Below are 21,396 nucleotides of genomic sequence, written 5' to 3' on the forward strand. Positions count from 1 at the left end.
GCACGCACACGCGCGTCAGCGCGAACCGCGCAGACCGAGGATCTCCAGCCACGAGGCGAGCCCGTCGAGCGCGGCCTTCGCGCCGGCCTCGGTCTCCGGAGCCGGATCGAACGTCCGTGCCTCGCCCTCGCCGGAGACGCGCTGGCCCGCGAAGGGGATCGGCACGGTGCCGGCGACCACCATCTGGAGCGCCACCAGCACCGGGAGCAGCGCCTCGGCGGCCCGGGCGCCCGCGGCGACGCCGCCGTAGCCGATCAGCGTCACCGGCTTGCGCGCCCACTCGGCGTTCAGGTGGTCGAGGGCGTTCTTCAGGGCGGCGTTGTAGCTGTGGTTGTACTCGGGGTGGACGATCGCGAAGGCGTCCGCGCGGGCGATCGTCGCGCTGAAGGCCTTCGTCGAGTCCAGCGAGTAGCGGCCGAACCGCGGGTGCTCCGGCTCCGCGAACATCGGCAGGTCGACCTCGGCGAGGTCGACGATCTCGACGTCGAAGGCCTCGTACTCGCGGGTGTACTCGCTGAACCACCGCGCGATCGGCTCGCCGACCCGTCCCGGTCGCGTGCTCGCGACGATGATCTGCAGCAGCGGGCGGCGTGCGGGCTCCGTCATGGGTTCCTCGGATCGCAGAGAACGGTTGTTGCCACAACCATCGTGCCCCCGCTCGGCGCCCTGCGCTGTCGGGGGGCCCGTTTAGGCTGGTTCCCGTGGCCGAGACGACACCCCTGCTCACGCGATCCGACCTGCGCGGCGGCGTCCCCGGACCCGCCGCGCTGCGCGCGATGCTGCCGCGCGCGGAGATGGACGTCGACGCGGTCGTCGAGAAGGTCCGGCCGATCCTCGACGCGGTGCGCGACCGCGGGGTCGAGGCGGTCCTGGAGTACGGCGAGCGCTTCGACGGCGTGCGCTCGGAGTCGGTCCGGGTGCCCACGACGGCGCTGCGCGAGGCCCTCGACGGCGTCGACCCCCAGGTGCGCGCCGCGCTGGAGACCGCGATCGAGCGCGCCCGCGCCGTGCACGCCGACCAGCGGCGCACCGACACCACCACGCAGGTGGTCCCGGGCGGCACCGTCACCGAGCGGTGGGTCCCGGTGTCCCGCGTCGGGCTGTACGCACCGGGCGGGCTGGCCGTCTACCCGTCCAGCGTGGTCATGAACGTGGTCCCGGCGCAGGCCGCCGGGGTCGAGGGGCTCGTCGTGTGCTCGCCCCCGCAGCGGGAGTTCGGCGGGCGGCCGCACCCGCTGGTCCTCGCGGCGGCCGCCTTGCTGGACGTCGACGAGGTGTGGGCCGTCGGCGGGGCACAGGCCGTCGCGCTGCTGGCGTACGGCGGCGTGGACACGGACGGCGCCGAGCTCGAGCCGGTCGACATGGTCACCGGCCCCGGCAACGTCTACGTCACCGCGGCCAAGCGCAGCCTGCGCGGGCGCATCGGCATCGACTCCGAGGCCGGCACCACCGAGATCGCCGTCCTCGCGGACGCCACGGCCGACCCGGTGCACGTCGCGGCCGACCTCGTCAGCCAGGCCGAACACGACCCGGCGGCCGCCTCGGTGCTGGTGACGACGAGCCCCGGGCTCGCCGACGCGGTCGACGCCGAACTGACCACCCAGGTCGGCACGACGAAGCACGACGAGCGGATCCGCACCGCGCTCGCGGGCCCGCAGTCCGGGACGATCCTGGTGGCCGACCTCGACGCCGGGGTGCGGGTGGTCGACGCCTACGCCGCCGAGCACCTGGAGATCCAGACGGCGGACGCGGCCGCGGTGGCGGCGCGGGTCCGCAACGCCGGCGCGATCTTCGTCGGGCCGCACAGCCCGGTGTCGCTCGGCGACTACTGCGCCGGGTCCAACCACGTGCTGCCCACGGGCGGGTGCGCCCGGCACTCCAGCGGGCTGTCGGTGCAGACGTTCCTGCGCGGCATCCACGTCGTCGACTACTCGGCCGACGCGCTGCGCGAGGTGGCCGACCGCGTCGTCGCGCTCGCCGAGGCCGAGGACCTGCCGGCGCACGGTCAGGCGGTCGCTGCCCGGTTCGGCACCCGGCGCACCTACCCGGGGACCGGCGCATGAGCGACGCCGCCGCCGGGCCGGCCCGGGCGTCGATCGGCGCGGGCGTCGCCCTCGACGACCTGCCGCTGCGCGACGACCTCCGCGGCCGCAGCCCCTACGGCGCGCCCCAGCTGCGGGTCCCGGTCGCGCTCAACACCAACGAGAACCCGTTCCCGCCGCCGCCCGCGCTGGTCGACGACGTCGCCGCCGCCACCCGCGAGGCCGCCGCGACGCTGCACCGCTACCCGGACCGCGACCACGTCGCGCTGCGCACGGCGCTGGCCGACTACCTCACCCGCGCCACCGGGGTGCCGCTCGCGGCGGAGAACCTGTGGGCGGCCAACGGGTCCAACGAGGTGCTCCAGCAGCTCCTGCAGGCCTTCGGCGGGCCCGGTCGGCTCGCGCTGGGCTTCGAGCCGAGCTACTCGATGCACCCGATCCTCGCCGCGGGCACCCGCACCGACTGGGTGCCGGCGCCCCGGCGCGACGACTTCTCGCTGGACGCCGCCGCCGCGGTCGACGTCGTCCGGGAGCGCCGCCCCGACGTCCTCTTCGTCACCACCCCGAACAACCCGACCGGCCAGTCGATCGAGCTCGCCGAGCTGGCCGCGATCGCCGACGCCGCACCGGGGCTCGTCGTCGTCGACGAGGCCTACGTGGAGTTCTCGTCGGGCCCCTCCGCGTGCGAGCTGCTCGAGACCCACGGCCACAAGCTGGTCGTGAGCCGCACGATGTCGAAGGCGTTCGCGTTCGCCGGCGGCCGGCTGGGCTACCTGGCGGCCGCGCCCGCCGTCGTCGACGCCCTCATGCTCGTGCGGCTGCCCTACCACCTCTCAGCGCTGACCCAGGCGGCCGCGCTGGCCGCGCTGCGCCACGCCGACGAGACGCTGGCCCTGGTCGACACGCTGTCCAAGGAGCGGGACCGCATCGCCGCGGCGCTCGACGGGATGGGCTACGCCGTCGTCCCGAGCACGGCGAACTTCCTGCTCTACGGCGGGTTCCCGGAGAGGTTCGCCGACGCGCACGCGGTGTGGCAGGCCTACCTCGACGAGGGCGTGCTCGTCCGCGACGTCGGGATCCCGGGGCACCTGCGGGCCACCGTCGGGACCCCCGAGGAGAACGACCGGTTCCTCGCGGTGTCGGCCGCGCTGCGCTAGGAGCCGGAGCGGGTCCGCACGTGGGCCCGCTCGCCCTGCGGGCCGAAGAGGTTGAGGATCTCGGCGGGCTCGTGGAAGGGATTGGTGACCGCGTGGGGCAGGTGGGTGTCGAACTCCACCACCTCGCCGGGCAGCAGGACGGTCTCCTGGTCGCCGAGGCGCAGCCGGACCTTCCCGGAGAGCACGTACATCCACTCGTAGCCCTCGTGGGTCTGCGGCTCGACCTCCCGCTGCGGGTAGCCGGCCGGCAGGATCTGTTTGAACGCCTGCACCCCGCCCGGGCGGCGGGTGAGCGGCACGAACGTGGCGCCGCCGCGGACGAACGACGGCATCCGGACCCGCGGGTCGCCGGTGGGCGGGGCGTCGACGAGCTCGTCGAGCGCGACCTGGAAGGCCCGGGCGAGGGGGAGCAGCAGCTCCAGGGTCGGCTTGCGTCCGCCCGACTCGAGCCGCGACAGCGTCGACAGCGAGATGCCGGTCGATTCCGCGAGGTCGGTGAGGGTGAGGGAGCGGGCGGTGCGCAGAGCCCGGAGCCGGGGGCCGACGCCGTCGAGCACCGTCGCGAAGTCGTCCATCTTGCTGTTGTAGCAAAGAACTTTGCCAGATGCGACGGCCGGGGCGCAGGCTCGCGGCATGAGCGAGCAGACGTGGGACGTGGTGGTGGTCGGTGGCGGCGCGGGCGGGCTGGCGACGGCCCTGACCCTGGCACGGTCCCGACGACGGGTGCTGGTGGTCGACGCCGGGGAGCCGCGGAACGCGCCGGCGGACGGGGTGCACAACTACCTCGGGCGCGAAGGCACCCCGCCGGCCGAGCTGACCGCGACCGGGCGGGCCGAGGTGGAGGGGTACGGCGGGGTGGTGCGGGCCGGCCGGGTCGTGACGGCCTCGCGGGCCGACGAGGGCGGCTTCGTGCTGGGGCTGGACGACGGCGCGGAGGTGCGCACCCGGCGCGTGGTCCTCGCGACCGGGGTGACCGACGAGCTCCCCGACGTCGCGGGCCTGCGGGAGCGCTGGGGCCGTGACGTCCTGCACTGCCCGTATTGCCACGGCTGGGAGGTGCGGGACCAGCGGGTCGGGGTGCTCGCGACGAGCCCGATGGCGCTGCACCACGTCGGGCTGATGCGCCAGCTCACCGACGACGTCGTGCTCCTGCTCAACGGTGCGTTCGTCCCCGAGCGCCCCGCCGCCGACGAGCTGGGCGCCCGCGGCGTCGAGGTCGTGGGGGGCGCGGTGGCGGCGGTCGAGGTGGCCGACGACGCGCTGCGCGGGGTCCGACTGGCCGACGGCACCGTGATCGCGCTCGACGCCCTGTTGGTGCCCACCGTGGTCCGCGCCCGCGCCGAGGTGGCGACGATCCTCGGCGTCATCCCGACCGAGCAGCGGATGGGGGAGACGCTGCTCGGGGAGGTGATCGAGGTCGACGCGCGCGGCGAGACCGCGGTTCCGGGCGTCTGGGCCGTCGGGAACGCGACCGACGTGTCGGGCACCGTGATCGCCTCGGCCGCGGCCGGGACGAAGACCGCGGCCCAGCTCAACGCCGACCTGGTCGCCGAGGACGGCCGCCTCGCCGTCATGGCCCGTCGCGACGGCAGCCCGGCGTTCTGGGAGCGCTTCTACGCCGAGCGCGACCAGGTGTGGAGCGGGCGCGCCAACACGGTCCTCGCCGCCACCGCGGCCGACCTCGACCCGGGCACCGCGCTCGACCTCGGCGCCGGAGAGGGCGGCGACGCGTTCTTGCTCGCGGGCCGGGGCTGGAAGGTGACCGCGGTCGACGTCGCGCAGACCGCGTGCGACCGCATCGCCCAGCGGGCCGGCGATCTCCCGGTGACCACCGAGCGCCACGACCTCACCGAGACCTTCCCCGAGGGGAGCTTCGACCTCGTCAGCGCGCAGTACCTGCACTCGCCGAGCCCCGACTTCCCCCGGACGACGATCCTGCGCCGCGCCGCGGAGGCGGTCGCGCCGGGCGGGACGCTCCTCGTCGTCGGGCACGGCCGGCTGGCGCCGTGGTCGTGGGACCCGTCGTTGCGGATGCCGACGGCCGACGAGGTGCTGGCCTCGCTGGCCCTCGACGACGCCGTCTGGGAGGTCGTGCGCTCCGCGTCCCCCGAGCGCACCGCCACCGGCCCCGACGGCCAGGAGGCGACGATCACCGACGAGATCCTTGAGGTGCGCAAGCGCATGTGAGCACTTTCCCGGGCCATAGCACCAGAAAGTGCTCACATGCCGGAGGCACCTACGATGACCACCATGAGCCGGGCCGGACGCGTGGAGCGCGTGACCAAGGAGTCGAGCGTCCTCGTCGAGATCGACCTCGACGGGAGCGGGCAGACCGAGGTCGCCACCGGGGTCCCGTTCTTCGACCACATGCTCACCGCGCTCGGCAAGCACTCCTCGTTCGACCTCGTCGTCCGGGCCAGCGGGGACGTCGAGATCGACGCCCACCACACCGTCGAGGACGTCGCGATCGTGCTCGGCCAGACGCTGCGCCAGGCCCTCGGCGACAAGTCGGGCATCCGGCGCTTCGGCGACGCCTGGATCCCGATGGACGAGGCCCTGGCGCAGGCCGTCGTCGACGTCTCCGGGCGGCCCTACTGCGTGCACACCGGGGAGCCGGAGAGCATGGCCGGCTTCGTCGTCGGCGGGAACTACCCGACGGTGCTCAACCGGCACGTCTTCGAGTCGATCGCATTCCACGCCGGCATCGCCCTGCACGTGCGCGTGACCGGCGGCCGCGACCCGCACCACATCACCGAGGCCGAGTACAAGGCGCTCGCGCGGGCGCTGCGCGCCGCCACCGAGACCGACGCGCGGCTCGCGGGTGGCACCGCGTCGACCAAGGGCGTCCTCGAGTCGTGAGCGGGACCGAGCTCCTCGCGCTCGGGCTGCTGCTGGTCGCCGGGTTCCTCATCGGCGGGGTGATCTCCTTCGGGCGCGCCCGGCGCTGGATCCCGGCGGTGCTGCTCGCCCTGCTCGCCGCCCTGGCCGTCGCGGCGGCGGTCCTGCGGCTGCTCCCCACCTGACCGGCCAGGGCCGTCCGGTGGCCACGATTGAGCCGGGCCCGGCGGGGAACCACGGTGGCGACCGGCCTCGGGAGTGGTGGTGACGGAGCAACAGGGCGTGGCGACGACGTGGACGGCGCGGGCACGTGCCCTCACCTGCGCCGCCGAGGCCCGCGCGCTCTACGACGCCTGGGCCCCGACCTACGACGCCGACCTCACCGGGCCGGGCGGGGAGGACTACCCGCTGCCCGGGATCGTCGCCGACGTCGTGGCCCGGCTCGCCGACCCCACCACCGACGTCCTCGACGCCGCCTGCGGCACCGGACTCGTCGGGGCGGCGCTCGCCCGGCACGGATTCACCTCGATCGACGGCCTCGACGTCTCGCCGCGGATGCTGACCCGGGCCCGCGCCCGCGGCGCCTACCACGATCTGGGACCGGCGGACCTCTCCCAGCGCCTGCCCGGCGCCGGCGACAAGTTCGGGGTCGTGACCTGCGTGAACGCCTTCGAACCCGGGCACCTGCCGCGCTCGGCGCTCGTCGAGTTCGCGCGGGTGGTCCACCGCGGCGGGCACCTCGTCCTGACCGTCGGTGCGCAGCGCCGCCCCGAGACCGAGCGGCACCTCGAGCATCTCGCCCGACGGGAGGTGGTGCGGGTGACCGAGATCTCCGAGGAGCCGCTGCACCCCTCGACGGGGGAGTGCCACGCCGTCGTCGTCCTCGAGGTCGTCGCGTCCTCGCAGGTGCGCGGGCCGCGCTGACACCCGGCCGCGGCGCGGACCGGGCTCGGTAGCGTGGGTGGTATGCCGGGAACCCCTTCGGTCGTCGTGCTCGACTACGGCTCGGGCAACCTGCGCTCCGCCGAGCGCGCGCTCGAGCGCGCCGGCGCGAAGGTCGAGGTCACCGCCGACTCGCGCGCCGCCCGCGAGGCCGACGGGCTCGTGGTGCCCGGCGTCGGCGCCTTCGCAGCCTGCGCCGCGGGCCTGCGGGCCGTCGGCGGCGAGCGGATCGTCGAGCAGCGCCTCGCCGGCGGGCGGCCGGTGCTCGGGATCTGCGTGGGGATGCAGGTCCTCTTCGAGCGCGGCGTCGAGTTCGGGGAGGAGGCCGACGGCGCGGGCCAGTGGCCCGGCACCGTCGAGAAGCTGCAGGCCGACGTGCTCCCGCACATGGGCTGGAACACCGTGCGGGCCCCGGCCGACTCGGTGCTCTTCGCCGGCCTGCCCGACGACGAGCGCTTCTACTTCGTGCACTCCTTCGCCGCGCGCCGCTGGGAACTGGACCGCGGCCGGCCGTTCCTCCCGGCCAAGGTCACCTACGCCCACCACGGCGAGGACTTCGTGGCGGCCGTCGAGGACGGGCCGCTCGCGGCCACCCAGTTCCATCCCGAGAAGTCGGGGGAGGCCGGGCGGCGCCTGCTGGTCAACTGGCTCGAGAGCCTCTAGAGAATTTTCCCCACGCCGGTGTCGAAGGCCGCCGACCCCGTTCGACGCGCTGGTGACGGCCGGGGACGAGCCCCGGCCCCGAGACTCGGGAGGGTCCGATGCGTTACATGATGATCATGCAGGCCCCGGAGACGATGAACGTCGGCGCGGCCGACGGTCCGCCGCCGGAGGAGGTCTTCGAGGCGATGGGCCGCTACAACACCGCCCTCGTCGAGGCCGGCGTGCTGCTCGCCGCCGAGGGGCTGGCACCGTCGTCGGAGGGGTTCGAGGTCACCCACGACGGCGAGACGCCGACGGTCACCGACGGTCCGTTCGCCGAGGCCCGCGAGCTGGTCGCGGGGTTCTGGATCCTCGACGTGGCCACGCGCGCCGAGGCCGAGCAGTGGGCGCGCCGCTGCCCGATCGGCCCCGGGGTGCGGTTGGAGGTGCGGCGGGTCCCCGACATGCGCGAGTTCGAGGGGATCGCGCCGGCGGAGGTGCTCGACGCCGAGGCCGCGCTGCGGGCCCGGGTCGCCGAGCGTGCAGCGCAGTACGAGCAGGCCGGGTCCTGAGGCCGGCCCGACGAGGGGGAGACGCGATCATGGCGCGGTACATGCTGGTCCTGAAGTACGACGAGGCCACGGCGTTGGCGACGCCGCCCGACCCGGCGATGTTCGAGGAGATGGGCCGCTTCAACACGGCGATGGTCGACGCCGGGGTGCTGCTCGCGGGCGAGGGCCTCGCCCCCAGCTCGCAGGGCGCCGTCCTCACCTTCGGCGAGGGGGAGGGCGACGGGCCCACCGTGAGTGACGGCCCGTTCACCGAGGCCCGCGAGCTCATCGGCGGGTTCTGGATCCTCCAGGTCGACTCGCTGGACGAGGCCGTCTCCTGGGCGCGCCGCGCGCCGTTCCGGCAGGGGGAGCGCATCGAGGTGCGGCGGGTCACCGAGGCCGAGGACTTCGAGGGCATCGCGCCGGAGGGCGTGCTCGAGCAGGAGGCGCAGCTCCGGGAGCGCGCCGCGCAGCAGCACGGCGGCTGACCCGGGAGATGACCGCCGCCTACGTCGTCCTCGACGCGGTGTGGCGGGCCGAGTCGGCGCGGATCGTGGCCGGCGTCGCGCGGGTGGTGCGCGACGTCGGCCGCGCCGAGGAGCTCGCCCACGACGCGCTGGTGGCGGCGCTCGAGCAGTGGCCGGCCGACGGGGTCCCGGACAACCCGGGGGCCTGGCTGGCCGCCACCGCCCGGCGTCGGGCGATCGACCTGGTCCGGCGGGAGCAGACGTTCGCGCGCAAGGCCGAGCAGGTCGGGCACATGGAGGGCTCCGTGTCGTCGCCCGATACCGCGGACGTGGTGGCCGACCCGGTCCGGGCGGTCGGCGACGACGTCCTCGCGCTGCTGTTCGCCACCTGCCATCCGGTGCTCGCGCGGGAGTCCCGGGTGGCCCTGACGCTGCGGCTCTTCGGGGGCCTCACCACCGACGAGATCGCCCGCGCCCTGCTGGTCGCCTCCACCACGGTCGGCCAGCGGATCTCGCGGGCCAAGAAGCGGCTCTCCGCGGCGAACGTCGACCTCGATATCCCGGCGGGGGCGGAGCTCGAGGGCCGGCTGGGCGCGGTGCTCGAGGTCGTCTACCTGGTCTTCAACGAGGGCTACGCGGCGACCACCGGCGCCGACTGGGTCCGTGCCGACCTCTGCGACGAGGCCATGCGCCTCGGCCGGCGGCTGGTGGCGCTGCTGCCGGAGCGCCCCGAGGTCCACGGCCTTCTCGCACTGATGGAGCTGCAGGCCTCCCGGCTGCGGGCGCGGGTGGGTCCCGACGGCGAGCCGGTGCTGCTCGCCGAGCAGGACCGCGGGCGGTGGGATCACCTGCTCGTGGGCCGCGGGCTCGCCGGACTGGCGCGCGCGGAGGCGGAGACCGGCACCCGTCGTCGGGACCACTACACCCTGCAGGCCGGGATCGCCGCCTGCCACGCGCGGGCCGGCTCGGTCGAGGACACCGACTGGGCGGCGATGGCCGCGCTCTACGCCGAGCTCGCCGTCGTCACCCCGTCGCCGGTCGTGGAGCTGAACCGCGCCGTCGTCGTCGGGCGGGCCGAGGGGCCCGAGGCGGCGCTGGCGCTCGTCGACGCGCTGCGCGACGAGCCGGCCCTCGCCCGCTACCACCTGCTCCCGGCGGTGCGGGCCGACCTGCTCACCCGGCTCGGGCGGCGCGACGAGGCGGCCGTCGAGCTGGAGCGGGCGGCCGGCCTGGCGTCCAACGAGGCCGAGCGGGCGCTGCTGCGCCGCCGGCTGGAGGACCTGCGGGAGGCCGCCCTCGGTCGGGGGTGAGCCGGCCCGCGCTTCCCACCCCGCCCCCGACGGCAGCAACGGCACGTTCCTGGCGTCCGACGCGAGGACGGCGCCGGTCACCCACGGGTGCGGCGCCGACCCATCCCGACACCGATGGCAGCAACGGCACGTTCCTGGCGTCCGACGCGAGGACGGCGCCGGTCACCCAGCCATCTAGGGTGACCATCCGTGAGCTTCGACCTGCTGCCCGCCGTGGACGTCGTCGACGGCCAGGCCGTCCGCCTGGTCCAGGGCGAGGCCGGGACCGAGACCGGCTACGGCGACCCGCTGGACGCCGCCCGCGCCTGGGTCGACGACGGCGCCGAGTGGATCCACCTCGTCGACCTCGATGCGGCGTTCCGGCGCGGCTCGAACGCGGCGCTGCTGGCCTCGCTCGTCGACAGCGTCCCGATCAAGGTCGAGCTCTCCGGCGGCATCCGCGACGACGACTCGCTGCGCCGCGCCCTGGACACCGGGTGCGCCCGGGTGAACATCGGCACCGCGGCGCTCGAGGACCCGGTGTGGTGCGCGAAGTCGATCGCGGAGTTCGGTGACCGGGTGGCCGTGGGCCTCGACGTCAAGATCCGCGACGGCGAGCACCGGCTCGCGGCGCGCGGCTGGGTCTCCGACGGCGGCGACCTGTGGGAGGTCCTCGCCCGGCTCGACGCCGAGGGCTGCGCCCGCTACGTCGTGACCGACGTCGGCCGCGACGGCACCCTGACCGGCCCGAACACCGACCTGCTCGCCGCGGTGTGCGAGCGGACCGAGGCACCCGTCGTCGCGAGCGGCGGCGTCGCGACCCTGGACGACGTGCGGGCCCTCGCCGCGCTCGCCCCGGCCGGGGTGGAGGGCGCGATCATCGGCAAGGCGCTCTACGCGGGGGCGTTCACCCTGCCCGAAGCGCTGCGCGCATGTGCGTGAATGTGGTCGTCGGGACGACCACATCCGCTCACATGGCCGCAGGCCTAGGCTGATCGCCATGGGTGTGGCCGTCCGCGTGATCCCCTGCCTGGACGTCGACGCCGGCCGGGTGGTCAAGGGCGTCAACTTCGTCGACCTGCGCGACGCGGGCGACCCCGTGGAGATGGCCCGGCTCTACGACGCCGAGGGGGCCGACGAGCTCACCTTCCTCGACGTCAGCGCGTCCTCCGGCGAGCGCGAGACCACCTACGACGTCGTCCGGCGCACCGCCGAGCAGGTGTTCATCCCGCTGACCGTCGGCGGCGGCGTGCGAACCAACGACGACATCAACAAGCTGCTGCGTGCCGGCGCGGACAAGGTCGGGATCAACACCGCGGCCATCGCGCGCCCGGAGTTCCTCTCCGAGTCCAGCCGCCGGTTCGGCTCGCAGTGCATCGTGCTCTCGGTGGACGCGCGGCGGGTGCCCGCCGACCAGCAGCCCACGCCGTCCGGGTTCGAGGTGACCACCCACGGCGGCCGGCGCGGCACCGGCATCGACGCGCTGGAGTGGGCGCAGCGCGGCGCCGAGCTCGGCGTCGGGGAGATCCTGCTCAACTCGATGGACGCCGACGGCACGAAGAACGGCTTCGACCTGGAGATGCTCCGCCAGGTCCGGGCGCTCGTCGACGTCCCGGTGATCGCCAGCGGGGGCGCGGGGGCCGTCGAGCACTTCGCCCCGGCCGTCGAGGCGGGGGCCGACGCGGTGCTCGCCGCGTCCGTGTTCCACTTCGGGATCATGCGGATCGGCGAGGTCAAGGACGCGCTGCGCGAGTCGGGGGTGGAGGTCCGGTGACCACCGTCCCCGTCCTGGACCCGGCCGTCGCCGCCCGGCTCAAGCGCACCCCCGACGGCCTGGTCTGCGCGGTGGTGCAGCAGTACGACACCCGCGAGGTCCTCATGGTCGCGTGGATGTCCGACGAGGCCCTCGCCCGCACGCTCGCCACCCGCGAGGCCACCTACTGGTCGCGCTCGCGGCAGGAGCTCTGGATCAAGGGCGCCACCAGCGGCGACACCCAGGCCATCCGCGAGGTCCGGCTGGACTGCGACGGCGACACCCTGCTGGTGCTGGTCGACCAGCAGGGCGCCGCCTGTCACACCGGGGACCACACCTGCTTCGACGGCGACGTGCTGATCACCGCGGACGGGGCGCCGTGAGCCGGACCGCCACGAGGCGTGGTCGGCGGACGAACCCGGACGCCGCCTCACCACCGGGTTCCGGCACCGTCGGGGGCAGGAACCGGGACGAGGAGGTCGCATGGCGTCGTACGAGTACAAGGTGGTCGAGCTCCGCGAGGGCCTGATGGGCGGGAAGATGTCCGGCAACAAGCTGGAGAAGGTCCTCAACGAGCACGCGGGGCAGGGCTGGCAGCTCAAGGCCATCACCGGGGTCGAGGTGAAGGGCCGCATCGGTCCCGGTGGCGTGGACGGCGTGCTCGTCACGTTCGAGCGACCTCGTGGCTGAGCAGCACGGGACCCGCTACACCGCTGCCCCGACCGGCGGCTACGGGGTCCCGGGGGCGTGACGTGGCGGGTTCCGGGCGTCGGCCGTGGCCCGGAGGGCCCGCACCGCGGCCCGCACGGCCGGGGTCTCGCGGTCGGTGCGCCACACCGCGTCGACGGTGCGCGAGAGCACCGGGTCGGTGGCCACCATCCGCACCCCGGCCGGGATCGCGGGGCGGGCGAGCCGGGGGATCGTCGCCGCGAGCCCGGCGCCCGCCACCAGCTCCAGGTGGATCGCGAAGCCGCAGACCAGGCAGGTGACGCGGGGCTCGACGCCCTCGCGCCGGAGGCGCTCCACCAGCCAGTCGTGGGCCCGGGTGCTGCTGGTGTCGGCGACCCAGGTGAGGTCGGCACCGACCAGGTCGGACAGCGCCACCGAGCCCGACGCCGCCAACGGGTGCTCGCGGGGGAGCGCGAGGTCCAGGATGTCGTCGCAGAGCCGGGTGCGGCTCGTCCTGGCGGGCACCGGGGCCGGGAGGCCGTCCCAGTTCTCGACGACGGCGAGGTCCAGGTCCCCGTTGACCAGCGCGGGGAGGGTCTGCTCGGCCTCGCCGTCGGAGAGCAGGACCACGAGGTCCGGGTGCGCCGCCCGCAGCCGGGCGAGGCTCGCCGGCGCCAGCGCGTGCACTGTCGTCGGGATGGCCCCGATCCGCAGCGGGCCCACGACGTCGTCGTCGAGCCGGTCGAGGTCGCGGCGCGCGGTGGCGAGGCGGTCGAGGACGGCCGCGGCGTGCTCGGCGAGCACGAGCCCAGCCGGGGTCAGCCGGATGCCGCGCCCCGCGGGCTCGGTGAGCGCCGCGCCGGCCTCGCGCTCGAGCGCGGCGAGCTGCTGCGAGACGGCCGACGGCGTGAGGTGCAGGCTCGCGGCCGCCTTCCCGACGGTGCGGTGGCTGGCGACGGCGTGCAGCGCCTGGAGGCGCCCGGTCCCGAACACATCAGAGAAGCTAACCGTTCGCGGCGAGAAAGTGTCGCTGGTCCTGAACGATCAGCGGTCGCACGCTGGAGGGCGTGACGACGTCCGCCTCGACCGCCACGCCGACCACCACCCGTCGCGGCCCCGTCGACCCCAGGCTGCTGGCGGTCGCGGGCAGCCTGTGCATCGCACTGTCGCCGATCCTCATCGCGCTCTCGGGCACCTCGCCGGGCACCGCGACCGTGTTCCGCTGCCTGCTCGGGCTCCCCGTGCTCGTCCCGATGGGTCTGCTGGAACGGCGTCGTCGACGGCGGGTGCGCGCGATGGTGGGCGACGAGGTGCCCCGCGGCCGGCCCTGGTTGATCGTGGCGGGCGGCATCCTGCTCGGGCTGGACATGACGCTGTGGACCGGCGCCATCCACGCCGTCGGGGCCGGGGTCTCGACGGTGCTGGTCAACGTCCAGGTCGTGATCCTGCCGCTGCTGGCGTTCCTCGTGATCGGCGAGCGGGTGCGGCCCTCGTTCCTCCTGGCCGTGCCGGTGATGCTCGGGGGCGTCGCGCTCGCCGGGGGGCTCGCGGACGGGGGCGCGGGCGCCGCCCACCCGGTGCTCGGGACCGTGCTCGCCCTCCTCGCCGCCGTCGCCTACGCGGGGTACCTGCTGCTCTTGCGGCTCGGCTCGGCGCCGGGGGAGAAGGCCGGGCCGGTCGCGCTCGCGACGGCGGCGGCCGCGGTCAGCTCGTTCGTGCTCGGCACGCTGTGGGAGGGCGTCGACCTCACCCCCGGCTGGGAGGCGCTCGGCTGGCTCGCGCTGCTCGCCCTGATCGGCCAGTGCATGGGATGGGTGCTCATCGCCGGCGGCATGGCGCGGCTCCCGTCCTCGACCGGCGCGTCGATCCTGCTGCTCCAGCCGGTCGGCGCGGTGCTGCTCGGGATGCTCGTGCTCGGCCAGTTCCCGTCCGCGTGGCAGCTGGTGGGCTGCGTCGTCGTCATCGTGGCCGTGGCGTTCGCGGCCCGGCGGCGGGCCGAGCCCTCGCCGGAGGAGGCCGTGGCCTCCTGAGAGGCCGCCGGACCAGACTGTCGGTGGGAGCGTCCACAATGGGCGGCGTGTCCGTGACCGACCAGCCGATCAGCCTCGGGACGGTGTTCCCCGACCGCGCGCGCTTCCACGAGCTCGCCGTGCACCACCGCGTCATCCCGGTGGTGCGCCGGCTCCTGGCCGACGACGAGACGCCGCTGGGGATCTACCGCAAGCTCGCGGGCCGCCGGACCGGGACGTTCCTGCTCGAGTCGGCCGCCCACGGCGAGTCCTGGTCCCGGTTCTCCTTCATCGGGGCGCACAGCGCGGCGGCGCTCACCGAGCGCGGCGGACGGGCGCACTGGACGGGCACCCCGCCGGTCGGCCTGCCGGGCACCGGGGACGACGCCACGGCCGACCCGCTGGTCGCGCTGCGCGAGACGCTGGAACGGCTGCGCACCGAGCCGCTGCCGGGCCTGCCGCCGCTCACCGGCGGGCTCGTCGGGTACGTGGGGTACGACGCGGTGCGGCGCCTCGAGCGCCTGCCCGAGCACGCGGAGGACGACCTCGCGATCCCCGAACTGGTCATGCTGCTGGCCACCGACCTCGCGGTGCTCGACCACCACGAGGGCACCGTCACGCTCATCGCGAACGCCGTGAACTGGGACGACAGCCCGGAGCGGGCCGACGCGGCGTACGACGACGCGCTGGCCCGGCTCGACCGGATGACCGGCGAGCTCGGCGCCCCCGCCGCCTCCACCGTCGCCTCGTACGACCCGCTGGCCGGGCGCTCGCCCGACGTCCGGCGCCGCTTCGACCGGGACCGCTACCTCGCGGCGGTGGAGGCCGCTAAGGAGCGGATCCGCGCGGGCGACGCGTTCCAGGTGGTCGTCAGCCAGCGCTTCGAGTCCGAGACCGCGGCCGACGCCCTCGACGTCTACCGCGTGCTGCGGGCCACCAATCCCAGCCCCTACATGTACCTGCTGCGCCTCGCCGACGCCGAGGACCAGCCCTTCGAGATCGTCGGCTCCTCGCCCGAGGCCCTCGTGACGGTCCGCGACGGCGTGGCCACCACGCACCCCATCGCCGGGACCCGCTGGCGGGGCGCCGACGCCGAGGAGGACGTCCTGCTCGAGAAGGACCTCCTGGCCGACGAGAAGGAGCGCGCCGAGCACCTCATGCTCGTCGACCTCGGGCGCAACGACCTCGGGCGGGTCTGCGCCCCGGGGACGGTGAAGGTGCACCGCTTCTTCGACATCGAGCGCTACAGCCACGTCATGCACCTCGTCTCGACGGTGTCCGGGCGGCTCGCCGAGGGCCGCACCGCCTTCGACGCCGTCACGGCCTGCTTCCCCGCGGGCACGCTCTCCGGCGCGCCGAAGCCCAAGGCGATGGAGATCATCGAGGAGCTGGAACCGACTCGGCGGGGGCTCTACGGCGGGATCGTCGGCTACCTCGACTTCGCCGGGGACGCCGACACCGCGATCGCCATCCGCACCGGCCTGCTGCGCGACGGCGTCGCCCACGTACAGGCGGGCGGCGGGATCGTCGCCGACTCCGACCCGGTCGCGGAGGACACCGAGGCATCCAACAAGGCCCGGGCGGTGCTCGCCGCCGTCGCGACCGCGGGCACCCTCGCGCCGCCGGAGTCGGTCGCTGACCCGGAGCGGGGGGTGCCGTGAGCGGGCCGGCCCCGCGCCGCCCCGGGCCGCGGCTGCTGGGCCTCGCCGTCGTCGGGCTCGTGCTCGCCGCGGTGGCGCTCTGGGGCGCCTCCCGCGGCACGTGGCTGACCGCGACCTGGGACGTGCCGCTGCGCGGCCGGGTCGTGACGACGGTGGTCGGCGCCGACGCCGAGCCCGTGCTCGTGCCGTGGGCGCTGCTCGCGCTCGCCGCGATCGGCGGGCTGTTCGCGACGTCGGGCTGGGGCCGGCGCGCGGTCGGCGTCGTGGTGGGGGTGGCCGGGCTGTGGGCGCTGCTGCGGGCGGTGTCCGGACTCGCCGCGCCCGCCCCGTCGCAGCTGCCCGCGCCGGCCCGGCAGGCGGGCCGCGCGCTCGGGGTCCAGGTCACGGTGGCGTGGCCCCTGCTGGCCGCGCTGGGCGGCGTGCTCCTGCTGGGCGTCGGCGTGCTCGTCGCGGCACGGGGGTCGGTCATGCCCCGGCTCGGCGCGCGCTACGACGCCCCCGGCGGACGGCCGAGCACCCGCCCCGCCGACGACGAGCGCAGCCTCTGGGAGGCTCTCGACGCCGGGGAGGATCCGACTGCCTCACCGGCCCGGGACGAGCCCCGGGGAGCCGGTGGTCCGGGCCCGTACGGTCCCCCGCCGGGGAGGGCACCGGACCGGGCCGAGGGGGGCCGGGGTTAACATGGAGCGAACTCGGCCCACGGGACCGGGCCGGGTTCCGGGGGCCCGGTGAGCACGACCGACGATCGCCCGAGGAACGGGGGCAGCAGCCGCGTGAGCGTCCTGGAAAAGATCCTCGAGGGGGTCCGTGCCGACCTCGCCGACCGCGAGGCCGCCGTCCCGTTCGATCAGGTCAAGGCCGCCGCGGCCGCGGTGCCGCCCCCCAAGGACGCGCTCGCCGCGCTGCAGGGGCAGGGCATCGGCGTCATCGCGGAGGTCAAGCGGGCCTCGCCGTCGCGGGGCCACATGGTCGACATCCCCGACCCGGCGAAGCTCGCCCGCCAGTACGTCGAGGGCGGCGCGCGGGTGATCAGCGTCCTCACCGAGCAGCGGCTCTTCGAGGGGTCGCTGACCGACCTCGACGAGGTCCGCGCCGCGGTCGACATCCCCGTGCTGCGCAAGGACTTCGTCGTCGGGACCTACCAGGTGCACGAGGCCCGGGCCCACGGCGCGGACCTCGTGCTGCTGATGTGCTCCGTGCTCGAGCAGAACGCCCTCGACGCGCTGGTCGACCGCGTGCACTCCCTCGGCATGACCGCCCTCGTCGAGATCCACGACGAGGTCGAGGCCGACATGGCGCTGCAGGCCGGCGCGAAGCTCATCGGCATCAACGCCCGCGACCTGCGCACCCTCGAGGTCGACCGCACCGTCTTCAGCCGGCTCGCCCCGGGCCTGCCCGGCGAGGTGCTGCGCGTGGCCGAGTCCGGCGTGCGCGGGCCGGGCGACCTCATGACGTACGCGGGCCTCGGCGCCGACGCGGTGCTCGTCGGGGAGTCGATGGCCACCGCCGAGGACCCCCGCGCCGCGGTGCGCCAGCTGGTGACGGCGGGCTCGCACCCGGCGTGCCCGAAGCCCTCCCGCTGACCGCCCGGCACCCGAGAAGGACCCGCGCATGAGGACCACCCCCAGCGGCCTGCCCCCCGCGAGCGCGGGCCTGGCCGAGCACGGGCACGACCCCGACGCCGCCGGCCACTTCGGCCGGTACGGCGGCCGGTTCATGCCCGAAGCGCTCATCGCCGCCGTCGACGAGGTGGCAGCGGAGTACGACAAGGCCCGCCACGACCCGGAGTTCCTCGCCGAGCTCGACCGGCTGCAGCGCGACTACGCGGGTCGGCCCAGCCCCGTCACCGACGCCCGGCGGCTCTCCGAGCACGCGGGCGGGGCGCGCGTCCTGCTCAAGCGCGAGGACCTCAACCACACCGGCTCCCACAAGATCAACAACGTGCTGGGCCAGGCGCTGCTCACCCAGCGCATGGGCAAGACCCGGGTGATCGCCGAGACCGGCGCGGGCCAGCACGGCGTCGCAACGGCCACCGCCGCGGCACTGCTCGGCCTGGACTGCGTGGTCTACATGGGCGAGGTCGACACCGAGCGGCAGGCCCTCAACGTCGCGCGGATGCGGCTGCTCGGCGCCGAGGTCGTCCCGGTCACCACCGGCTCGCGCACCCTCAAGGACGCGCTCAACGAGGCCTACCGCGACTGGGTCGCGAGCGTCGAGCACACCCACTACGTCCTGGGCACCGCCGCCGGCCCGCACCCGTTCCCGATGATGGTGCGCGACTTCCACCGCGTGATCGGGCTGGAGGCGCGGGCCCAGGTGCTCGAGCAGTACGGCCGGCTGCCCGACGCGATCCTCGCCTGCGTGGGCGGCGGGTCCAACGCCATCGGGATCTTCCACCCGTTCCTCGACGACGCCGCGGTCCGGCTCATCGGGTGCGAGGCCGCGGGCGACGGCGTCGAGACCGGCCGGCACGCCGCCTCGATCACCGGCGGCAGCGTCGGCGCCCTGCACGGCGCGCTCACCTACCTGCTGCAGGACGAGGACGGTCAGACCATCGAGTCGCACTCGATCTCGGCGGGCCTCGACTACCCGGGCGTCGGGCCGGAGCACTCCTTCCTGCGCGACCTCGGACGCGCGGAGTACATCCCGGTCACCGACGCCGAGGCGATGGACGCGTTCCGCCTGCTGTGCCGGACCGAGGGGATCATCCCGGCGATCGAGTCGGCGCACGCCATCGCGGGCGCGGTGCGGATCGGCCGGGAGCTGGGGCCGGACGCGACGCTCCTGGTCAACCTCTCGGGCCGCGGCGACAAGGACGTCGACACCGCGGCGCGCTGGTTCGACGTCGTCGACCCGGCGTCGCTGCCGACCGAGGAGCCGGCCTCGCCCGACGCGGCCGCGGGGAAGCGGGAGCTGTGACGATCAGCGACGCGGCACCGACCGGGAACACCGGCCTCACCGTGCTGGACGAGATCTTCACGACGGCGCGGGCGGAGTCCCGCGCCGCCCTGATCGGCTACCTGCCGGCCGGCTACCCGACGGTGGCCGGGTCCACCGGGCTGCTCACCCAGGTCCTCGACGCCGGGGCGGACCTCGTCGAGGTCGGCCTGCCCTACTCCGACCCGGTGCTCGACGGCCCGGTGATCCAGCACGCGGTCGACACCGCGCTGCGCGGCGGCGTGCGGGTGCGCGACACCCTCTCCGTGGTCGAGACCCTCGCGGCCCGCGGCGGGCGCGCGGTCGTCATGACCTACTGGAACCCGGTGCTGCGCTACGGACCCGAGGCGTTCGCGCGCGACCTCGCGGCGGCGGGCGGGCTCGGCGTCATCACGCCCGACCTCGTGCCCGACGAGGAGGACGGCTGGCTCGCCGCGACCACCGCGCACGCCCTCGCCCCGATCTTCCTGGTGGCGCCGTCGTCCACCGAGCAGCGCATCGCTGCCACCGCCGCCGCGACCCGCGGGTTCCTCTACGCCGCGTCCACCATGGGCGTCACGGGGGCGCGGGACGCGGTCTCGGACACCGCGCGGACCCTCGTGGACCGGGTGCGCCGCCACACCGACCTGCCGGTCGGGGTCGGCCTCGGTGTGCGGTCGGGCTCGCAGGCCGGCGAGGTCGCCTCGTTCGCGGACGGGGTGATCGTCGGCTCCGCCCTGGTCTCGGCCGCCGAGCACGGGCGGGCCGCGGTCGCGCGGCTGACCAGCGAGCTCGCCGCCGGGGTACGCGGGAACCACACCGGCCGCTGAGGTCGCCCCCCCGCCGGGATCGGCGGGCCCGACGACGGGTGAGTGGCGCCGTCCGCTCGTTGGATGCCAGGAACGTGCCGTTGCTGGCCCGGAGGCCTCGGCCCGACGACGGGTGAGTGGCGCGGTCCGCTCGTTGGATGCCAGGAACGTGCCGTTGCTGCCACGGGACGCACGACGGGGCACGGAGGCCGCCCCCCGGCTCACCATGGCCGTCGGGGGTCACCGATAGCCTCGCAGGCGTGCTCGCAGCGATGCTCCCGGCGACGATCCCCAGCCCGCCCCAGGGCGTGTGGCACGTCGGCCCGATCCCGCTGCGCGCCTACGCCCTGTGCATCATCGCCGGGATCGTCGTCGCGGTTTGGCTGACCGACCGGCGGTTCGTCGCCCGCGGGGGCGCGCCCGGCTTCGTCGTCGACGTCGCGGTGTGGGCGGTGCCGTTCGGCCTGGTCGGGGGGCGGCTCTACCACCTCGCGACCGACTGGCGGACCTACTTCGGCCCCGGGGGAGACCCGGTCGCCGCGCTCTACGTCTGGAACGGCGGGCTCGGGATCTGGGGCGCGATCGCGCTCGGCGCCGTCGGCGCCTGGATCGCCTGCCGCCGGCGCGGGGTCCCGCTCACGGCCTTCGCCGACGCCGCCGCGCCCGGCATCGTGCTCGCCCAGGGGATCGGGCGGCTCGGCAACTGGTTCAACCAGGAGCTCTACGGCGCCGCGACCACGCTGCCGTGGGGCCTGGAGATCTACCGGCGGGTCGACCCGGTCACCGGCGCCCCCGACAACCTCGGCGGGGTCGCGCTCGACCGCACGCCCGTCGAGATCGTCCAGCCCACGTTCCTCTACGAGCTCGTCTGGGACGTCCTCGTCGCGATCCTCGTCGTCGTGCTCGACCGGCGCCTGCGGCTTTCCCGCGGGCGGGCGTTCGCGCTCTACGTCGCGGGCTACACCGCCGGGCGCTTCGTCATCGAATTGCTCCGTACCGACCCCGCCACCCGGGTGTTCGGGGACGTGCGGATCAACGTCGTCGTCTCCGGGGTCGTCTTCGTCGCGGCCGTGGTCTACCTGCTCGTCGTGCGCGGACCCCGGGAGGATCTCTCGGCGTCGATGGGCCCGGAACCGGGTTCGGTGCCCGAAGGGCCGGGTACGTCGGGTGGCGTGACCACCGACGACCGGCACGCCGGGCCCGAGACCGACGACCGACGAGGACCCGACGATGCCGCCTCGGCGCGGGAGAAGCGACGCGAGGCGGCCGGCTCGGACCGCGAGGTCGGCCACGGGGCCGACGAACCCTCCGGCGTCGACACCGAGCCCGAGGGCACCATGCACCAGGAGGGCGCCCGGGCCGAGCCGCCCTCGGCCGCCCGCGGGTAGCCACCGCACCCGTCCGGGCGGGGGACCAGGTCACGTTCCGCGTCCGGGCCGCAGGCCTCCCGGCGGGCTAGACTCGATCGACGGTGCGGGACGTCGGGGTCCCGTGACTCCCGCCGGCTGCCGGGTCACCGCACGACCCACCCGTCCTCGGCGCTTCCAGGGCCATCGTCGTCCCCGGTTCCTCCGTCGAGACCGGCGCAGCCACGCCGCTCCGCCGTCTCCCACCACCGGCTCGCGACGACCGTGGCGGATCCGCTCCGCTC

At 75.3% G+C, this 21,396-nt stretch carries 24 protein-coding genes; 21 read left to right on the forward strand and 3 right to left on the reverse strand.

Annotation, left to right across the window (positions count from 1 at the left end; genetic code table 11):
- Positions 1-15: 15 nt before the first annotated feature.
- Positions 16-606, reverse strand: a complete 591-nt coding sequence (locus VGH76_RS23235; RefSeq protein ID WP_331559107.1) for an NAD(P)H-dependent oxidoreductase — start codon at positions 604-606, stop codon at positions 16-18.
- A gap of 113 nt (positions 607-719) precedes the next feature.
- Here VGH76_RS23235 and hisD point away from each other — a divergent pair, with 113 nt between their 5' ends.
- Both hisD and VGH76_RS23245 read left to right on the forward strand, forming a co-directional pair.
- Positions 720-2,063 carry a histidinol dehydrogenase gene (gene hisD, locus VGH76_RS23240; RefSeq protein WP_331559221.1) on the forward strand — a complete coding sequence of 448 codons (1,344 nt, stop codon included), beginning with the start codon at positions 720-722 and terminating at the stop codon, positions 2,061-2,063.
- Complete coding sequence (locus VGH76_RS23245) at positions 2,060-3,199, forward strand: histidinol-phosphate transaminase (protein ID WP_331559108.1); 1,140 nt, start codon at positions 2,060-2,062, stop codon at positions 3,197-3,199. The genes hisD and VGH76_RS23245 overlap by 4 nt, the downstream gene beginning before the upstream one ends.
- On the opposite strand, the gene VGH76_RS23250 is transcribed toward VGH76_RS23245, so the two are convergent.
- Entirely contained in the window at positions 3,196-3,774 is a 579-nt protein-coding gene (locus tag VGH76_RS23250) for an XRE family transcriptional regulator (protein WP_331559109.1), read from the reverse strand. The genes VGH76_RS23245 and VGH76_RS23250 overlap by 4 nt on opposite strands.
- A gap of 58 nt (positions 3,775-3,832) precedes the next feature.
- Here VGH76_RS23250 and VGH76_RS23255 point away from each other — a divergent pair, with 58 nt between their 5' ends.
- From VGH76_RS23255 to VGH76_RS23310, 12 genes are all read left to right on the forward strand, one after another.
- The gene (locus VGH76_RS23255; RefSeq protein ID WP_331559110.1) at positions 3,833-5,386 is read left to right on the forward strand and encodes a bifunctional NAD(P)/FAD-dependent oxidoreductase/class I SAM-dependent methyltransferase; all 1,554 of its coding nucleotides are present in this window, start codon (positions 3,833-3,835) and stop codon (positions 5,384-5,386) included.
- A 63-nt stretch (positions 5,387-5,449) separates the two neighbouring features.
- Positions 5,450-6,058: an imidazoleglycerol-phosphate dehydratase HisB gene (gene hisB, locus VGH76_RS23260; RefSeq protein ID WP_331559111.1), complete on the forward strand. Its 609-nt coding sequence runs from the start codon at positions 5,450-5,452 to the stop codon at positions 6,056-6,058.
- Entirely contained in the window at positions 6,055-6,222 is a 168-nt protein-coding gene (locus tag VGH76_RS23265) for a hypothetical protein (protein ID WP_331559112.1), read from the forward strand. Before hisB ends, VGH76_RS23265 begins: the two co-directional genes overlap by 4 nt.
- Positions 6,223-6,301: 79 nt before the next feature.
- Positions 6,302-6,961 (forward strand): class I SAM-dependent methyltransferase, encoded by a 660-nt coding sequence (locus VGH76_RS23270; RefSeq protein ID WP_331559113.1) that lies wholly within the window; start codon positions 6,302-6,304, stop codon positions 6,959-6,961.
- Positions 6,962-7,003: 42 nt separating this feature from the next.
- Positions 7,004-7,642: an imidazole glycerol phosphate synthase subunit HisH gene (gene hisH, locus VGH76_RS23275; protein ID WP_331559114.1), complete on the forward strand. Its 639-nt coding sequence runs from the start codon at positions 7,004-7,006 to the stop codon at positions 7,640-7,642.
- A gap of 98 nt (positions 7,643-7,740) precedes the next feature.
- A complete protein-coding gene (locus VGH76_RS23280; RefSeq protein WP_331559115.1) occupies positions 7,741-8,193 on the forward strand; it encodes a YciI family protein in 453 nt (150 codons plus the stop codon).
- A gap of 29 nt (positions 8,194-8,222) precedes the next feature.
- Positions 8,223-8,660: a YciI family protein gene (locus VGH76_RS23285; protein ID WP_331559116.1), complete on the forward strand. Its 438-nt coding sequence runs from the start codon at positions 8,223-8,225 to the stop codon at positions 8,658-8,660.
- Between the two features lie 8 nt (positions 8,661-8,668).
- Positions 8,669-9,949 (forward strand): RNA polymerase sigma factor, encoded by a 1,281-nt coding sequence (locus VGH76_RS23290; RefSeq protein ID WP_331559117.1) that lies wholly within the window; start codon positions 8,669-8,671, stop codon positions 9,947-9,949.
- Positions 9,950-10,138: 189 nt separating this feature from the next.
- On the forward strand, positions 10,139-10,870 hold the full coding sequence (gene priA, locus VGH76_RS23295) for a bifunctional 1-(5-phosphoribosyl)-5-((5-phosphoribosylamino)methylideneamino)imidazole-4-carboxamide isomerase/phosphoribosylanthranilate isomerase PriA (RefSeq protein ID WP_331559118.1): 732 nt from the start codon (positions 10,139-10,141) through the stop codon (positions 10,868-10,870).
- 58 nt (positions 10,871-10,928) lie between these two features.
- Positions 10,929-11,702, forward strand: a complete 774-nt coding sequence (hisF, locus tag VGH76_RS23300; RefSeq protein ID WP_331559119.1) for an imidazole glycerol phosphate synthase subunit HisF — start codon at positions 10,929-10,931, stop codon at positions 11,700-11,702.
- Complete coding sequence (gene hisI / locus VGH76_RS23305) at positions 11,699-12,064, forward strand: phosphoribosyl-AMP cyclohydrolase (protein WP_331559120.1); 366 nt, start codon at positions 11,699-11,701, stop codon at positions 12,062-12,064. Before hisF ends, hisI begins: the two co-directional genes overlap by 4 nt.
- 100 nt (positions 12,065-12,164) lie before the next feature.
- On the forward strand, positions 12,165-12,371 hold the full coding sequence (locus VGH76_RS23310) for a DUF4177 domain-containing protein (RefSeq protein ID WP_331559121.1): 207 nt from the start codon (positions 12,165-12,167) through the stop codon (positions 12,369-12,371).
- A 39-nt stretch (positions 12,372-12,410) separates the two neighbouring features.
- Here VGH76_RS23310 and VGH76_RS23315 read toward each other — a convergent pair whose 3' ends face one another.
- Positions 12,411-13,343, reverse strand: a complete 933-nt coding sequence (locus VGH76_RS23315) for a LysR family transcriptional regulator (RefSeq protein ID WP_331559123.1) — start codon at positions 13,341-13,343, stop codon at positions 12,411-12,413.
- Positions 13,344-13,417: 74 nt separating this feature from the next.
- On the opposite strand from VGH76_RS23315, the gene VGH76_RS23320 reads away from it, so the two are divergent.
- The 7 genes from VGH76_RS23320 (at position 13,418) to lgt (ending at position 21,133) form a co-directional block, all read left to right on the forward strand.
- Positions 13,418-14,380 carry a DMT family transporter gene (locus VGH76_RS23320; RefSeq protein ID WP_331559125.1) on the forward strand — a complete coding sequence of 321 codons (963 nt, stop codon included), beginning with the start codon at positions 13,418-13,420 and terminating at the stop codon, positions 14,378-14,380.
- 38 nt (positions 14,381-14,418) lie between these two features.
- Positions 14,419-16,020 (forward strand): anthranilate synthase component I, encoded by a 1,602-nt coding sequence (locus VGH76_RS23325; protein WP_331559126.1) that lies wholly within the window; start codon positions 14,419-14,421, stop codon positions 16,018-16,020.
- Positions 16,017-16,700, forward strand: a complete 684-nt coding sequence (locus VGH76_RS23330; RefSeq protein ID WP_331559127.1) for a Trp biosynthesis-associated membrane protein — start codon at positions 16,017-16,019, stop codon at positions 16,698-16,700. The genes VGH76_RS23325 and VGH76_RS23330 overlap by 4 nt, the downstream gene beginning before the upstream one ends.
- A 93-nt stretch (positions 16,701-16,793) precedes the next feature.
- Positions 16,794-17,603: an indole-3-glycerol phosphate synthase TrpC gene (gene trpC, locus VGH76_RS23335; protein WP_331559128.1), complete on the forward strand. Its 810-nt coding sequence runs from the start codon at positions 16,794-16,796 to the stop codon at positions 17,601-17,603.
- 28 nt (positions 17,604-17,631) lie between these two features.
- A complete protein-coding gene (gene trpB, locus VGH76_RS23340) occupies positions 17,632-18,939 on the forward strand; it encodes a tryptophan synthase subunit beta (RefSeq protein ID WP_331559129.1) in 1,308 nt (435 codons plus the stop codon).
- Positions 18,936-19,766: a tryptophan synthase subunit alpha gene (gene trpA, locus VGH76_RS23345; protein ID WP_331559130.1), complete on the forward strand. Its 831-nt coding sequence runs from the start codon at positions 18,936-18,938 to the stop codon at positions 19,764-19,766. Before trpB ends, trpA begins: the two co-directional genes overlap by 4 nt.
- Positions 19,767-20,017: 251 nt before the next feature.
- Entirely contained in the window at positions 20,018-21,133 is a 1,116-nt protein-coding gene (gene lgt, locus VGH76_RS23350; protein ID WP_331559222.1) for a prolipoprotein diacylglyceryl transferase, read from the forward strand.
- Positions 21,134-21,396: the final 263 nt, after the last annotated feature.

It is taken from the genome of Actinomycetospora sp. (genome assembly GCF_036497585.1).
GTDB lineage: Bacteria > Actinomycetota > Actinomycetes > Mycobacteriales > Pseudonocardiaceae > Actinomycetospora.